Origin of the sequence: Lysinibacillus sp. BF-4 (assembly GCF_000743635.1) — a bacterium.
Classification (GTDB): Bacteria; Bacillota; Bacilli; order Bacillales_A; family Planococcaceae; genus Metalysinibacillus; species Metalysinibacillus saudimassiliensis.
Map to the genome: position 1 here is coordinate 314,557 of NZ_JPUW01000001.1, position 14,530 is coordinate 329,086.

Annotated in this window: 18 protein-coding genes; 12 read left to right on the forward strand and 6 right to left on the reverse strand. The window is 40.3% G+C overall.

Translation table 11 applies throughout. The features are described 5' to 3' along the window. The first annotated feature begins 33 nt into the window (after positions 1-33). From CH76_RS01600 to cyoE, 11 genes are all read left to right on the forward strand, one after another. The gene (locus tag CH76_RS01600) at positions 34-534 is read left to right on the forward strand and encodes a DUF5590 domain-containing protein (RefSeq protein WP_036141907.1); all 501 of its coding nucleotides are present in this window, start codon (positions 34-36) and stop codon (positions 532-534) included. Further along, entirely contained in the window at positions 531-1,724 is a 1,194-nt protein-coding gene (locus CH76_RS01605; protein ID WP_036141909.1) for a pyridoxal phosphate-dependent aminotransferase, read from the forward strand. The genes CH76_RS01600 and CH76_RS01605 overlap by 4 nt, the downstream gene beginning before the upstream one ends. A gap of 28 nt (positions 1,725-1,752) precedes the next feature. Then, positions 1,753-3,048 (forward strand): asparagine--tRNA ligase, encoded by a 1,296-nt coding sequence (gene asnS, locus CH76_RS01610; RefSeq protein WP_036141912.1) that lies wholly within the window; start codon positions 1,753-1,755, stop codon positions 3,046-3,048. 54 nt (positions 3,049-3,102) lie between these two features. Then, a complete protein-coding gene (locus CH76_RS01615) occupies positions 3,103-3,810 on the forward strand; it encodes a DnaD domain-containing protein (protein WP_036141914.1) in 708 nt (235 codons plus the stop codon). Positions 3,811-3,822: 12 nt separating this feature from the next. Then, positions 3,823-4,488, forward strand: coding sequence for an endonuclease III (gene nth, locus CH76_RS01620; RefSeq protein ID WP_036141917.1), 666 nt, complete (start codon positions 3,823-3,825; stop codon positions 4,486-4,488). Then, positions 4,481-4,777, forward strand: a complete 297-nt coding sequence (locus tag CH76_RS01625) for a YpoC family protein (protein WP_036141921.1) — start codon at positions 4,481-4,483, stop codon at positions 4,775-4,777. Before nth ends, CH76_RS01625 begins: the two co-directional genes overlap by 8 nt. Before the next feature lie 66 nt (positions 4,778-4,843). Beyond that, a complete protein-coding gene (locus tag CH76_RS01630) occupies positions 4,844-5,317 on the forward strand; it encodes a thioredoxin family protein (RefSeq protein WP_036141924.1) in 474 nt (157 codons plus the stop codon). 75 nt (positions 5,318-5,392) lie between these two features. Then, positions 5,393-6,100, forward strand: a complete 708-nt coding sequence (locus tag CH76_RS01635) for an O-linked GlcNAc transferase (protein WP_036142231.1) — start codon at positions 5,393-5,395, stop codon at positions 6,098-6,100. Positions 6,101-6,122: 22 nt separating this feature from the next. Then, positions 6,123-6,680 (forward strand): hypothetical protein, encoded by a 558-nt coding sequence (locus tag CH76_RS01640; protein WP_036141926.1) that lies wholly within the window; start codon positions 6,123-6,125, stop codon positions 6,678-6,680. Between the two features lie 18 nt (positions 6,681-6,698). After that, entirely contained in the window at positions 6,699-7,340 is a 642-nt protein-coding gene (locus CH76_RS01645; RefSeq protein ID WP_036141929.1) for an alpha/beta hydrolase, read from the forward strand. Positions 7,341-7,582: 242 nt separating this feature from the next. Beyond that, on the forward strand, positions 7,583-8,515 hold the full coding sequence (cyoE, locus tag CH76_RS01650; protein WP_036142232.1) for a heme o synthase: 933 nt from the start codon (positions 7,583-7,585) through the stop codon (positions 8,513-8,515). A 17-nt stretch (positions 8,516-8,532) separates the two neighbouring features. Here the strand turns inward: cyoE and CH76_RS01655 are convergent, their stop codons facing one another. The 3 genes from CH76_RS01655 to CH76_RS01665 form a co-directional block, all read right to left on the reverse strand. After that, the gene (locus CH76_RS01655; RefSeq protein ID WP_036141932.1) at positions 8,533-9,261 is read right to left on the reverse strand and encodes a metallophosphoesterase family protein; all 729 of its coding nucleotides are present in this window, start codon (positions 9,259-9,261) and stop codon (positions 8,533-8,535) included. A gap of 99 nt (positions 9,262-9,360) precedes the next feature. Next, complete coding sequence (locus CH76_RS01660) at positions 9,361-9,591, reverse strand: CsbD family protein (RefSeq protein ID WP_036141935.1); 231 nt, start codon at positions 9,589-9,591, stop codon at positions 9,361-9,363. Positions 9,592-9,645: 54 nt separating this feature from the next. After that, positions 9,646-10,827 (reverse strand): YbfB/YjiJ family MFS transporter, encoded by a 1,182-nt coding sequence (locus CH76_RS01665; protein ID WP_036141938.1) that lies wholly within the window; start codon positions 10,825-10,827, stop codon positions 9,646-9,648. A gap of 294 nt (positions 10,828-11,121) precedes the next feature. Between CH76_RS01665 and CH76_RS01670 the strand changes: the two genes are divergently transcribed. Beyond that, positions 11,122-12,204, forward strand: a complete 1,083-nt coding sequence (locus CH76_RS01670) for a PLP-dependent transferase (RefSeq protein ID WP_036142234.1) — start codon at positions 11,122-11,124, stop codon at positions 12,202-12,204. Between the two features lie 32 nt (positions 12,205-12,236). Here CH76_RS01670 and CH76_RS01675 read toward each other — a convergent pair whose 3' ends face one another. From CH76_RS01675 to CH76_RS01685, 3 genes are all read right to left on the reverse strand, one after another. Beyond that, positions 12,237-12,806 (reverse strand): hypothetical protein, encoded by a 570-nt coding sequence (locus tag CH76_RS01675; protein WP_200877317.1) that lies wholly within the window; start codon positions 12,804-12,806, stop codon positions 12,237-12,239. After that, on the reverse strand, positions 12,799-13,905 hold the full coding sequence (ispG, locus tag CH76_RS01680) for a flavodoxin-dependent (E)-4-hydroxy-3-methylbut-2-enyl-diphosphate synthase (RefSeq protein ID WP_036141944.1): 1,107 nt from the start codon (positions 13,903-13,905) through the stop codon (positions 12,799-12,801). The genes CH76_RS01675 and ispG overlap by 8 nt, the downstream gene beginning before the upstream one ends. Before the next feature lie 95 nt (positions 13,906-14,000). Next, entirely contained in the window at positions 14,001-14,513 is a 513-nt protein-coding gene (locus tag CH76_RS01685; RefSeq protein ID WP_036141946.1) for a DUF1189 family protein, read from the reverse strand. Between the last annotated feature and the right edge of the window lie 17 nt (positions 14,514-14,530).

Consider the following 14,530-nt stretch of genomic DNA (forward strand, 5'->3'; position numbering starts at 1 on the left):
TTACGTTACTTTTGTAAATAAAGGAGATATACAATGAAAAAATGGTTGATAACGGTAGTATCTGTCGTAATCATTGCTGGTTTAGCTATTGGTATAACGCTACTCGTTAGTGCGCAGTCAAGTTATCGTAATGTCGAAAAAAAGGCGACGGATTTGGCGCTCACAGAAAAGGTCATAACCAGTGCTAATAATGCCTATGTATATAATGGTTCCTTAGCCTATATTACCGTGATTGGCACCGACAAAAATAACGATAAAAAAGCGATATTTGTACCCGCTAACTTTTCGAAAAAAGCCATTCAACAAGTGTGGCTTGAAGATGGCATTTCAAAGAGTGATGCGTTAACTAAGTTGCAAGAGCAAGCAGAAGTAGAAAGTGTACTCCACACTAAGTTAGGCTACGAGGAGCCTGGCGCTGTTTGGGAAATTACGTATATTGATAGCCACAATCAGTTAAATTATATGTACTACCAGCATGAAAACGGAGAGCAATGGAAACACATTACAGTAACTGAGGAGAATGATGACTTGTGAAGAATGTATTAGCAGAACGTGTGAAGACGTTAACACCATCAACAACTTTAGCAATTACAGCTAAAGCAAAGGCATTAAAAGCAGAGGGTATTGATGTAATTGGTTTAGGCGCAGGTGAACCAGACTTTAACACGCCACGCAATATTTTAGATGCAGCGATTGATTCGATGGAAAAAGGTTTAACAAAGTACACACCAGCAGGTGGTCTTCCTGTTTTAAAACAAGCGATTATTGACAAATTACAACGCGACAATAATTTAAAGTACGCGCCAAATGAAGTAATGGTTGGCGTAGGAGCTAAGCATGTATTATACACATTATTCCAAGTGTTATTAAATGAAGGCGATGAAGTGATTATCCCAATCCCGTATTGGGTATCATATCCAGAGCAAGTGAAAATTGCAGGCGGTGTACCTGTTTATGTTGAGGCGACAGCTGAACAAAACTACAAAATGACACCAGCCCAATTACGTGCAGCTATTACAGCAAAAACAAAAGCGGTTATCATTAACTCACCAAGTAACCCGACTGGTATGATTTACTCACAAGAGGAGCTAACAGCGCTAGCAGCTGTAGCCGTCGAAAAAGATATTTTAATCGTATCAGATGAAATTTACGAGAAATTAGTTTATGGTGGCGTTAAGCATTTTTCAATTGCACAAGTCTCACCTGAAGTTAAAGCACGCACAATTGTTGTGAATGGTGTAGCAAAATCACATTCTATGACAGGCTGGCGTATTGGCTACGGGGCAGGCGATGCAGCAATTATTAAAGCGATGACAGACTTAGCATCACACTCTACATCTAATGCAACAACTACTGCACAGTATGCAGCAGTAGAAGCCTACAACGGTTCACAAGATGCAGTAGAAGAAATGCGACAAGCATTTGAAGCACGTTTAGAGAAGGTATTCCCACAGGTTGAGGCAATTCCTGGCTTTAGCGTAATTCGTCCACAAGGTGCATTTTATTTATTACCTGATGTAACAGAAGCCGCACAAAAAACAGGCTTTGCTTCAGTGGATGAGTTTGCGAGTGCATTATTAACAGAAGCAAATGTTGCGGTAATCCCAGGCTCAGGCTTTGGTGCACCAAGCACAATTCGCTTGTCATATGCGACATCTCTTGATTTAATTGAAGAGGCAATCCGTCGTATTACTACATTTGTTAAAGCAAAATGGCAAGACTAATGCTTTACTAGCAACTTAGGAGGACAACATGAAAAAAATTATGATTCAAGATATGCCTAACCATATCGGCGAAACAGTTAAACTTGGCGCATGGTTAGCAAATAAACGTTCAAGTGGTAAAATTGCGTTTTTACAATTACGCGATGGCTCAGGCTTTGTGCAAGGTATTGTAGTAAAAGCTGAAGCAGGCGAGGAGCTTTTTGCTAAGGCAAAAGGTTTAACGCAAGAAACATCAATGTATGTTATTGGTGAAGTAACAAAGGATGAGCGCTCAACATTTGGTTGTGAGCTACAAGTGAAGGATATCGAAATCATTCATGAAGCCGATAACTTCCCAATCACACCAAAAGAGCATGGTACAGAGTTTTTAATGGACAATCGTCACCTTTGGTTACGTTCTCGTAAACAACATGCGATTATGAAGATCCGTAACGAAATTATCCGTGCAACGTACAACTTCTTTAACGAAAATCACTTTGTAAAAGTTGACCCACCAATCCTAACAGGCTCAGCGCCTGAAGGTACGTCGGAGTTATTCCATACAAAATATTTTGATGAAGATGCGTACTTATCACAATCAGGTCAACTGTATATGGAAGCAGCAGCAATGGCATTAGGTAAAGTATTCTCATTTGGGCCAACTTTCCGTGCAGAAAAATCAAAAACACGTCGTCACTTAATCGAGTTTTGGATGATTGAGCCAGAGATGGCGTTTGTTGAGCATGACGAAAGCTTAGAAGTACAAGAACAGTATGTCTCATACATCGTGCAATCTGTACTTAAAAATTGCCAAATCGAGCTTGAGCGTTTAGGTCGCGATACAGCGAAGCTTGAAAAAATCAAAGCACCATTCCCACGTATTTCATACGATGAGGCAATTGAGTTTTTACACAAAGAGGGCTTTGAAGATATTAAGTGGGGCGATGACTTTGGCTCACCACACGAAACAGCAATTGCTGAGCATTATGATATGCCTGTATTTATTACATGCTACCCAACAGCAATTAAACCATTTTATATGCAACCGCACCCAGACCGTGATGATGTTGTGCTATGTGCCGACTTAATTGCGCCAGAAGGCTACGGCGAAATTATCGGTGGTTCAGAGCGTATTCATGATTACGAATTAATGAAGCAACGCATTAATGAGCATGACCTTGATGAAGATGCATATGCTTGGTATTTAGATTTACGTAAACAAGGCTCAGTGCCTCACTCAGGCTTCGGCTTAGGGCTAGAGCGTACAGTAGCTTGGATTAGTGGTGCAGAGCACGTGCGTGAGAGTATTCCATTCCCACGTTTACTAAACCGCCTGTATCCATAAATAGTAGGGATGTCGTCTTGTGCGGCATCCTCTTTTCATTAAAGGAGTTTTAGTATGGCGAATGAACAAACCTTTCGTGTTTGGCTAGAGCAACAACAAGTGCTCATCCCACAATTATTATTTCAGCACTATAAGGCAATTAGCATGACAGACGAGGAAGCACTTGTCATCATGCATTTAATTGCGTTTCAAACAGAGGGTACGAGCTTTCCAACCCCGCAACAACTCATGCAACGCTCCACCTTATCGACAAATGCTATTTCCACTATTTTGCAACGTTTAATGCAAAAAGGATTGTTAGAGATTGCGCAGATGAAGGATCAAAAGGGCATTATTTACGAAACCTTTTCGCTTTACCCGTTATGGGAGCGATTGACAGAGCGTGTACAGCTTGATGAACAAGCGATTATTGAGCAAAAGGAAACGAATGAAGAGGGCGAGCTCTTTAGCATGTTTGAAGCGGAGTTTGGTCGTCTCTTTTCGCCTATGGAGATCGAAACCATTGGCAAGTGGCTTGATGAGGACGGGCATTCCGTTGCGCTCATTAAGCAGGCACTAAAAGAAGCCGTACTTGCGGGCAAAATGAGTCTTAAATACATTGACCGTATTTTATTTGAATGGCAAAAGAAAAATATCCAAACGCCACAACAGGCGCAAGAGCAAACCAATCAGTTTAGAGAAAAAACCTACACACCACCTGTATCACAGGAGCCGTTTGTAGATGAGGTACCTTTTTATAACTGGTTAGAGGACGAGGAGTAAGGAGAGGAAGCCGTGTTAACATTAAAGCAATGGCAGTTTTGCCTAGAGGAAATGGACCGCATGTTTCCTAATGCACATTGTGAGCTCGTGCATCAAAATCCTTTCGAGCTAACAATTGCTACACTATTGTCTGCACAATGTACAGATAAGCTAGTCAATCGTGTAACTAAAGATTTATTTCAAAAATATAAAACGCCTGCTGATTATTTAGCCGTATCTTTAGAGGAGTTGCAAGAGGATATTCGCTCTATTGGGCTATATCGCAATAAGGCAAAAAATATTCAAGCGCTATCACAGCGCCTACTCGATGTTTATGATGGTGAAGTGCCAGCAACGCGTGAGGGGCTAGAGAGCTTACCAGGTGTTGGGCGCAAAACAGCCAACGTTGTGCTATCCGTTGCCTTTGGTGTGCCAGCACTTGCTGTAGATACACATGTTGAGCGCGTAGCTAAACGCTTAGGTATATGTCGTTGGAAGGATAGCGTGCTACAAGTGGAAGAAACCTTAATGAAAAAAACACCAATTGATGCATGGACAAAAACCCATCATCAGCTTATTTTCTTTGGGCGCTATCATTGTAAGTCACAAAATCCAGGTTGCCATGCTTGCCCACTCTTTAGCTTATGTCGTGAAGGACAAAAGCGCTTTCGTAAAGGATTGGTGAAGCAAGATGCCTAATTTAGCAAAAGACAAAGTCGATGCGTGGTACGCAGAATGGCAAGTACTTGAGCAAACCATTCATGCTTTGCATAGCGCGCGTGATAAGACTGTAAAAGCGGAGATGGAAAAAGCCATCGCGCATTACGAGGCATTTATTGACGATAGTTTATTGCCTACTAATGGTCGTGAGCGTTTAGCATTTATTAAAGCACGCCCAGGGCAATATGCGTGCTACCGTCAACTAGATGAGCTATATAAAGAAACTAAAAAACGCATCGCACGTGTACGTATTCAGCGTAGCAAGTGAAAATAGTTTACCTTTAGCATGATTGTTACTATAATCGAGTAGAGTTTAAATTGAGGAGGTCTTTTTGTGAAAAAGCTAGTAGCCATTGGCGGCGTTGTAATTGTATTATTAGTCGCTATTATTTTACTGACAAATATGTCGAACAAGGATAAGCTGAAAAGTGTTGATAATCCTTATGGTGACAAAAAGTTACAACAACCTACAATAGATTTACTGCAAGATGAAAACTACCAAAACATTACATTACCAGAAGATTTAAAAGCAAAAATTGATAGCGGTGAAGAAGTGAATGCATACTTCTTTAGTCCAACTTGTACGCATTGCCGTGCATTAACACCAAAATTAATGCCAATTTTAGAGGATAAGGGCATTGAAGTAAACCAAATTAATTTATTAGAGTATGATGAGTGGGATACGTACAATATTACAGCAACGCCAACCTTCATTCACTTTGATGGTGGTGCTGAGGTAGAGCGCTTCGAAGGTAACTTACCTGAAGAAGAATTAGAAGCTTTCCTAACACCATACGCTAAAAAGTAAGCACAGTAAATGCCGCGCCATCGCGGCATTTTTTTTGTTATACTAACGTAAAAGGGGAGTGACATTGTGCATAAAATGAATGACTATTTTTATCGTGGTGCCATGATGAAATGTTTTACGGAGGCGCAACAGATTGCTGCGACATCAACAGATGCAGATGAACAAACATTAGCTGCTAAATACCTCACATTATTTGAGGAGTATGAGTATGATAAGTACCCAAAAATTACGCATTATTTAGAGCGTCAGTCAATTGAGCGTGCAGATGAGAGTTATGAGGATTTAGATGAGGTGCAGTTTATTCGTACGCATACGGATGAAGCAGAGTTTAAGGCGTGCATTGCACAGCTTGAGCAACGCGCAAAAGAAGGGACAGCTAATGAGCGTGCAGCAAGCTTTGTTGTACAGGGGGAGCTGTTTATTTTAGCGCACCATTACCCAGAGGCTGTACATTGTTTTCAACAAGCGATTGCCGCTAACCCTAATAAAGGCTTGTATTGGGGGCTAACAGGGCAAACTATGCACCGCTTTGGTTGGATGCCTTTTGATGCCCTTGGTTTTTTAGAGCAAGCGATACAACTAGACCCTAAAAACCCACGTTGGCAATGGAATCAGGCACTGGTTTTAATCCAATTAGCGAAAGATTTACAAGAGCCTGCCTTTCTAGCCAATGCGGCAGTAACATTAGAAGATGCCCTAACGTATTGTCGCGAGGAGCAAGCATCTTTAAAGGCTGCGATACAAACCACATATGACGAAATGGAAAACTACGTGTTTTCGTAATTTACAGTAAGGAAGTGACAGCATGTCAGAACTACAACAACAAATTGCTTCATGGGTAGAGCAAGGCTTTTACCAACTCGTAAAAAATGCAGAAGTCGAAAACTTTCAAACGATTATTCAGGCAGCGATTGATGATAAGCGTGAGGGGAGAGAGGAGCAGGCCTTTTGTGACCAAATGATGTTAAACCTTGCCTATTATGAGCGCAATGCGGCAGTATGGCATACAATTTTTAGCGCCATTTTAACAGGGCAACTTGCTTTTACAGCAGCTGTCGTCGAAACCGAGCTCTTGACAGGACAAATGCAAGTACGCCAAGAGGTGGACGAACAAACCAAAGTATTGCTACCTGTGTTTCATGAGGAGTACGAGGCTAAGGAGCTAACAGCGGAAATTATTATGTATGATTACGCCTATATGTCCATTGCGCATGCATTGCGCGTCGATTTTTTAACCGTTTGCACGATGCAAGATAGTCGTGAGGCATTACTTGAAGGTGATGCTACAGAAACACTTCGTGTCATTGACGGCTATGTGAATTATTATGCTGATCAGTTTGCACGACAGCTTACATTACATTAATTAAGAGGGGGTATTTGCGTGAACACACCATTTTCATTTACACATTATCGACCAAAAAACGAACAACCTACCACAACTTATCCAGCCATTTTTTTATTGCATGGTATGGGGAGTAATGAGCAAGATTTATTGCAATTACTAGATACAGTACCTGCACATATTTTTGCTATACGTGGCCCAATTGCGCATGGCAATGGTTATGCTTTCTTCACAATTGGTGAAGAAGAACAACCTGTCCGCGCTATTTTTGATAAAGTAGTTGTAGCTTTTTCGCAGTTTGTAGAACAAGCTTTAATCGAGTTTTCGATTAACCCACAGCAAGTGTATGTAGTTGGCTTTAATCAGGGGGCAGTAATTGCTCAGTCATCAGCTTTTGTTTTAGGTAATCAAGTAACAGGTGTTGCGGCACTTAGTGGCTTTTTACCAAAGTTTGTACAAGAGGAGTATGTGAAGAAAGATATTTCACAAGTCGCTTTCTTTATTTCACATGGTACGTACGATTATATTTATCCATTTAAAGAAGCGGAGCAAGCAGCTGTATTTTTAGAGGCATGTGATGCCAATGTGACGTTGATGACCTACGAGGATGGTCATGGTGTAACGCCACAAAATCGCGCAGATTTCAATGATTTTTTACATCAACATATCGCAAAAGTCTAAGTGATTTCACAAAATGCACACACGGTTTTCACAACTGTGAGCGGTTACGTATTCATTTTCTGAACCAGCAATGTTATCATAGAAGACGTACGCTTTTCAAATCCAATGATTGAACATTAGCAGCGCATAATTTTACTTATTTGCATACAATGTGATAAAGAAAAGAGTAGAATAGTAAGGCAGCTATGAGCTGTCTGAGAAAGTTGGATTGATGAAAACAAATGGAAAAGGACTTAACGCATATGCACGATGAACAAAAAATTAGTATTGAGCCACAACTTCAGCCTAAAATGACAGACATGCTAGCGCAAACCGTTAAGACGGGTATTATTAAGTCAAACTTAATCCCAATGTGGGCGGGTTTAGCATTAGCACTGTATCATACACAGGCAAATATAATGGATTATATTGTGCAAATTATTTTAGCGACAATAGGTAGTGCAGCTGTCATCGGCTCAGCTGGTGCCTTCAATAACATTTATGACCGTGATATTGATGCGATTATGCCACGAACACAGTCGCGTCCAACCGTAACGGGGCAAATGCCTGTTAAAACAACAGCCATTCTTGCAGTAGTGTTATTAGTTGTTGGGATTATTGCATTATACTTTGCATCACCACTTGCAGCGTTCTTAGGCTTTTTAGGTGTATTTTTATATGTAGGGCCTTATACGATATGGACAAAGCGCTATACGATTTACAATACAGAGATTGGCAGTCTGTCGGGAGCAATGCCGCCATTAATTGGTTGGGCTGTTGTGTCGAGTAATTTAACGCACCCTGCAATTTTAGGTTTGTTTGGTGTCATGGTAATATGGCAAATGCCTCACTTCTATGCTATTGCCATTCGTAAGCATGCAGATTATAAAGCAGCTAACATTCCAATGCTACCTGTAGCAAAAGGTATGAAACGTACGTATTACCAAACGAACTTTTATTTAATTATTTTAATTTTACTAAGTTTCTTATTTGGTTCACTTAGCGTTGGTATTATGCTAGTTGCTTTATTATTAAGCATTGCGTGGCTAGTTATGAGTATTTATGGCTACCACACCAATACGGACCAAGTAAAATGGGCAACAAAAATGTTTGTCTTTTCATTACTGCACATGACGATTTTATTCTCTACTATTATTATTTATTGCCTAGTCGGTGTGATTTTTAAATTGTATTAATAAAAAAGCTGTGTTGCTCAAGATTGAGCGACACAGCTTTTTGCTTGCACAGAATATACACGCTTATTTGTCCAATCAAGGCAGTGTAGTTGTCCACCAAATGTAGCACCACCATCAATACCAATAATACGATTGGGCCCGTAATACACATCCGTATTATCTTTTGTACCATGTAGACGGTAGGACGGTGTGTGGCCAAAGACGATGGTTTTTTCGCCGTGGTAGCCCATATGAAACTCCTTACGAATCCATAGCAGGGTAGAGATTGGTGTTTCGTCTAGTGGTAGCTCCGGATCAACGCCGCCATGTACAAATACCACATCATCATAAGCCACATAGTAACCCATTGTTTCGATAGCTTGGAGGTGTGCGCGTAGTGGATGAGTTGTAGGTAATTGCTTAAGTAAAGGTAAGTTAGTTGTATCAAAATCAGCTACACGTAATCCATAGCTCTCAAGTGTTTCAATCCCACCGCAAACATTTATCCAATGTTCCCAAGGTTTACTATGGTTGGCGGTAAAAGCACGTAGCATAATGGCTTCATGGTTACCCATTAACAATGTAGCACCGTGTGTTTCGCGCAACGATAATACCGTATCGAGCACTTCTTTAGATTGTGGACCACGGTCTACATAGTCACCCATAAATAATAAGGTATCATCAGGTTGTAAAGCGATTTTATCTAATAATGCGACTAACATAGCGTGTTGTCCGTGCATATCACTAATTGCTAAAATACGTCCCATTGTATCAAATCCTTTAGTTGTTATAGCCCTAGTATAAAAGAAAAGCGCTTAAAATGAAAAGAAATGCCACCGCCATAGGCGATGACATTTCAGTATAGCTTATTTATTTTCGTGCTTTTTGTCTTCAAACTTTTTTTCGATTTCTTCTACTTTGTTTGTTACAGCTTCTTTAGCATCTGCTAATTTATGTTGCGCTGCACCTTTTAATTTATCAAGTTTACCTTCAGTTTGTTTACCAACATCACCTGTTGCTTTACCGTATTGCTCTTTTGCTTCACCTTTAAGCTCGTTACCTGTACCTTTTAAATCATCTGTAAATTTGTTTGACATGTTAATGTCCTCCTTTTTTTGTCTATGGTTATAATGTTCCCAATGTGCAGAAGGTTAAACATTTTTTATAGCAATTATTTCAGATTTTTTTGTAACTACGCAACCAACCCACATAATGATTAGCCCTAAAAATACAATGCTTCCCGCAAAAATTAACGCAGCATTATAGCTATTATAGTGAGTAGCTAGCTTACTTGCCGCAATTGGACCGATGATTTGACCAAAGGCATAAAATGTTGTCAGGATGGATACGACAGGACCGCTCTTAGTAGGAAAAAGCTGACGAGCGTAGCCTGTTGTCATTGTAACGATGCCGACAAACGTCATACCAAATAAAAAAGCAGATAAAAATACACTAAAAATAGATTGAGAAAATACGGGCAATAAAATACCGAATACTTGTAATAAATAAGCAATTGATAAAATTTTAATTGGTGAGTATTTCGTAATTAATGTACTCCATACGGGTGCGGATGGAATTGCTGCAAGTCCTGCGATGACCCAACTAATAGAGGAGTAGGATTGTAGCTCAGGGATACCGTGAATAATGTCCACTAAAAAAGTGCCAGTAATAATATAGCCAAGTCCCTCTAACCCATAAGCTGCGATAAACCATGGCATAAAGCCCTTTGTTAATTTTGGTGTGCTATCATCTGCGTATGCTTTTTCGATGTTATTCACAACAAGTTTACGCCATAAAAAGCCAGTAGTGAGTACGCAGAGTAATGATAATACACCAAGTCCGAGCCAAGCGCCTTTCCATGTGTAAGCTGCCTCTAAAAATGGCACGAACAAACCAGAGAAGGCGATACCAAGCCCGATGCCACCAAATAAGTAACCTGACCAGCTTGCAAGAAAGTGTTGTGCTAAATAATCCATAACAATACTAGATGTTAAAACAAATACTAAGCCTCCTGTCACCCCTGCCACGAAGCGTAGTATTAACCAAATCGTATAGCTATCAATAATCCCCATTAAAACGACCGATGCTACGTTGATTAATACAGCTAGTAATAAAAAACCTTTGCGATTTTTGGTAATAAAGCCAGCCCATAATGCGCCAACGAAGTAACCGATGTAATTACTAGAAGCTAAAAAGCCTGCAGTCTCTACGGAAAACCCCACGTCCTCACGCATAAAGGGCAAGATTGGTGTGAAGGCGAAGCGGCTAATCCCCATTGCCACCACTAAAAGTAGTACGCCTCCAAACACCACACCCATGTGATTTTTTTTCATGCCCATACCCCTTTGTTATTGTTGAAAAATATTTTATTCATTTATCATAGAGGTAATATTCGGAAAATTCAATACGAAAGCGTAAATATTATGGATTAAACAGAAAATAATTGCATGATTAACAAAAGGCATAGGCGCTAAAAAGTTATACTTCACTTAAATGACACAGTTTTGCCATAAAATGTACCACCTTAGGTATTGTGTGAATAAATGATGAAATATTCTAATAAATTATTGTGCTGTGTGTATAGAGGTGCTACTGTAACGTCACAAGACGAAGGGAGCGGGTAAATGATGACAAGCATTGCAACGACATTAGTGCAACTCGGAAATCATAGTGATAGTAAAACAGGCGCGGTTAGCACGCCTGTATATTTTTCGACAGCTTATGAGCATACAGGTCTTAGGCAATCAACAGGATATGATTATACGCGTACAAAGAATCCTACAAGAAGCGTGTTAGAACAGGGTATTGCTAAGTTAGAGGAAGGCGATGCCGCTTTTGCCTGTAGCTCTGGCATGGCGGCCATTCAATTAGTAATGGGGTTATTAAAGGCAGGTGATCGGGTGGTAGTGCCAAATGATATTTATGGTGGCACTTATCGTTTATTTACGTATTTAGCAGCGCAGTATGGTATAGAAGTTAGCTATGTTAATTTTGCAGATGCAAGTGCACTAACTCAAGCATTGGCCACACCTTCTGCTATGATTTTTTTAGAGACGCCAACCAATCCTTTAATGCAACGTTATGATATTGCGCAGTTTAGTAATCAGGATGCTATTGTAGTGGTGGATAATACATTTTTAACGCCGTATTTCCAACAACCTTTAACTCTCGGTGCAGACATTGTAGTACACAGTGCAACAAAATACCTTGGCGGGCATAATGATGTGCTAGCAGGTCTTGTTGTAGCTAAAGGAGAAGAGTTATGTGAACGACTTGCTTTCTTGCATAATACAAGTGGCTTTACGCTGTCACCAATGGACAGCTGGTTGATTGTACGCGGCTTAAAAACATTGCATTTACGTATGCGTCAGCACGATGCGAATGCTAAAGCCGTTGTAGCCTTTTTACAAAACCATACTCAAGTGACGGATGTACTGTATGCAGGCGAGGGCGGCATGGTATCATTTCGTTTACAACGTGAGCAGGACATCGATATATTTTTGCGTAGTTTACAGCTTGTAACTTTTGCAGAGAGCCTAGGTGGCGTGGAGAGTTTTATTACGTACCCTGCTACTCAAACCCATGCTGACATACCATATGAAGAACGGATAGCGCGAGGTGTATGCAATCGTTTATTACGTTTTTCGGTAGGCGTGGAAGAAGTAGCGGATATTATTGCGGATCTAAAGCAGGCGTTTGCGGCATTATAAAAGGCAGAAGCGGTATGCTTCTGCCTTTAGTATTAAAAGTTTTGTTTAATCCAATCATTGGCTTGCAGCCATGAGTTAACGCGGATTACTTGCTTAGGTGTGGCTTGACGATTATATGGTGTATCAAATAATACGACAGGAATGTCTAATTCTTCGGCAAGCATAACAGCATTGTCATGCTTATCTTCAAAGAACACCTCAACTGCCGCGTCCTTTGCCGCACGCAATTTATCATGGCTACCAATAAGCTCAATGCGGTCATACGGTAATTGTTGTTTCGTAAACCATTCCGTTGTAACATCAACTAAGCCATCATGGCGAGCTGAAATATAAATCAGCTCGTATTTTTTATGCCATTCATCTAATACGCGTTTAGCGTTTGGGTAAATATCTGATACTTCATACATATGACGCTCATTAGCTAAAAACCATTCAGCAAACTCTTGTCGGTCAACTGGGTGAGGAAAGGCAGAAAGAAAATCATACTCTGTTACATCATCTAATGTGAGGGTAACATCGTAAGCTTTGTTAATATGAGGCAGTAACGTATCAGGCGTCGTTACTGTGCCATCAATATCAATACCAAAGCGAGGCTTAAGCATTAGCTTGTTCCTCATCGCGCTTTGCTTCCATTTCGGCTGCTAGCTTGTCGATTTCTTTTTTCAATTCTTCTACCATTGTTTCCTCAGGCACTTTACGAACTGTTTTACCCTTCATAAACAATAGACCTTCGCCACGTGCACCCGCGATACCAATATCAGCTTCACGCGCCTCACCAGGACCGTTTACAGCGCAACCAAGTACAGCTACTTTAAGGGGTACATTTAATTTTGAAATATATTCTTCTACTTCATTAGCAATAGAGATTAAGTCGATTTCGATACGACCGCATGTTGGGCAAGAAATTAAAGTTGCCATATTTGATGCTAAGCCGAATGATTTTAATAATTCACGCGCTACTTTAATTTCTTCTACTGGATCAGCAGATAATGAAATACGCAGTGTGTTACCAATACCTTTTGATAAAATTGCGCCAAGTCCTGCAGCAGATTTAATTGTTCCTGCAAATAGTGTACCTGACTCAGTAATACCTAAGTGTAGTGGGTAGTCAAAAGCTTGCGCAGCTTTTTCATAGGCTTCAATCGCTAAGTTAACATCAGAAGCTTTCATCGATACAATAATATCGTGGAAGTCTAGGTCTTCTAAAATTTTAATATGGTGTAGTGCTGATTCAACCATACCATCAGCTGTTGGGTAGCCATATTTATCTAAAATATGACGCTCTAGTGAACCTGCGTTAACTCCAATACGAATTGGCACGCCTTTTGCTTTAGCCGCGTTAACAACTGCTTCAACTTTTTCACGACGACCAATGTTACCAGGGTTAATACGTACTTTATCAACGCCTGCTTCGATAGCTTTTAGGGCAAGCTTATAATCAAAGTGGATATCTGCCACTAAAGGAATCGTAATACGTCGTTTGATTTCTGCTAAGGCATCAGCGGCACGCTCATCAGGTACAGCAACACGAACGATTTGGCAACCTGCCTCTTCTAAACGAAGGATTTCTGCAACCGTAGCCTTTACATCATGCGTTTTTGTCGTTGTCATACTTTGAATGAATAATTCATTACTACCACCAATCGTTAAATTACCAACACGTACAGGACGTGTTTTTGAACGGTGAACAATTTCACTCATTTTTTAGTCTCTCCTTTTTCGACCATACATGGTCATCACTCAAACTATTTTAGCAGTGTCACAAATTTAGGACAAGGCAGAACCGTTAAAAGTTCCTATTTTGTCGTAGGTGGCAGCTTAGGGTATTTTGTTAGCCCGATAAAAATAAAGAGCATCGTAATAAAAATGGCAATGCTCGTTGTAATAATTGCTGGGATAGGTACAAACTCAAAAACGATGCTGAGCAGTGTTGCCCATGTAATCGCAAACGTTGCTGTACGCCAAACGTTACGGTACTCGCCGCGACGTTGCATGCTGTGCATAAACAATGTACCAACAAGCGCGTAAAGACTAATGCGTGCAAATAATAATAAGGTATTTACAATGAATAATAAAATAAATGCTACAGGATACAATAGGAAGCGAATATCCTCAACATACTCCATTAGGCCACTCATATCTAACGTGCTATCTGTTACGCCCGTAGTAAAGCGTGCAAACGAAAATACGGTTAATATGGTTACTAATAGGAAGGCGTATTGCAAAACCTTGCCAATAGGCATGAAACGCACAGCGCCTAATTTTTTAGGGCTTGTTAAACTCATAATAAAAAGTTGTGTATGGGTCATCTGATTCTCCTCCAACG

Coding starts and splice junctions, on each gene's coding strand:
- CH76_RS01600 (WP_036141907.1), top strand. CDS start 34: ATGAAAAAATGGTTGATAACGGTAGTATCTGTCGTAATCATTGCTGGT.
- asnS (WP_036141912.1), top strand. CDS start 1,753: ATGAAAAAAATTATGATTCAAGATATGCCTAACCATATCGGCGAAACA.
- CH76_RS01615 (WP_036141914.1), top strand. CDS start 3,103: ATGGCGAATGAACAAACCTTTCGTGTTTGGCTAGAGCAACAACAAGTG.
- CH76_RS01625 (WP_036141921.1), top strand. CDS start 4,481: ATGCCTAATTTAGCAAAAGACAAAGTCGATGCGTGGTACGCAGAATGG.
- CH76_RS01635 (WP_036142231.1), top strand. CDS start 5,393: ATGAATGACTATTTTTATCGTGGTGCCATGATGAAATGTTTTACGGAG.
- CH76_RS01640 (WP_036141926.1), top strand. CDS start 6,123: ATGTCAGAACTACAACAACAAATTGCTTCATGGGTAGAGCAAGGCTTT.
- cyoE (WP_036142232.1), top strand. CDS start 7,583: ATGCACGATGAACAAAAAATTAGTATTGAGCCACAACTTCAGCCTAAA.
- CH76_RS01655 (WP_036141932.1), bottom strand. CDS start 9,261: ATGGGACGTATTTTAGCAATTAGTGATATGCACGGACAACACGCTATG.
- CH76_RS01660 (WP_036141935.1), bottom strand. CDS start 9,591: ATGTCAAACAAATTTACAGATGATTTAAAAGGTACAGGTAACGAGCTT.
- CH76_RS01665 (WP_036141938.1), bottom strand. CDS start 10,827: ATGAAAAAAAATCACATGGGTGTGGTGTTTGGAGGCGTACTACTTTTA.
- CH76_RS01670 (WP_036142234.1), top strand. CDS start 11,122: ATGACAAGCATTGCAACGACATTAGTGCAACTCGGAAATCATAGTGAT.
- CH76_RS01675 (WP_200877317.1), bottom strand. CDS start 12,806: ATGCTTAAGCCTCGCTTTGGTATTGATATTGATGGCACAGTAACGACG.
- ispG (WP_036141944.1), bottom strand. CDS start 13,905: ATGAGTGAAATTGTTCACCGTTCAAAAACACGTCCTGTACGTGTTGGT.
- CH76_RS01685 (WP_036141946.1), bottom strand. CDS start 14,513: ATGACCCATACACAACTTTTTATTATGAGTTTAACAAGCCCTAAAAAA.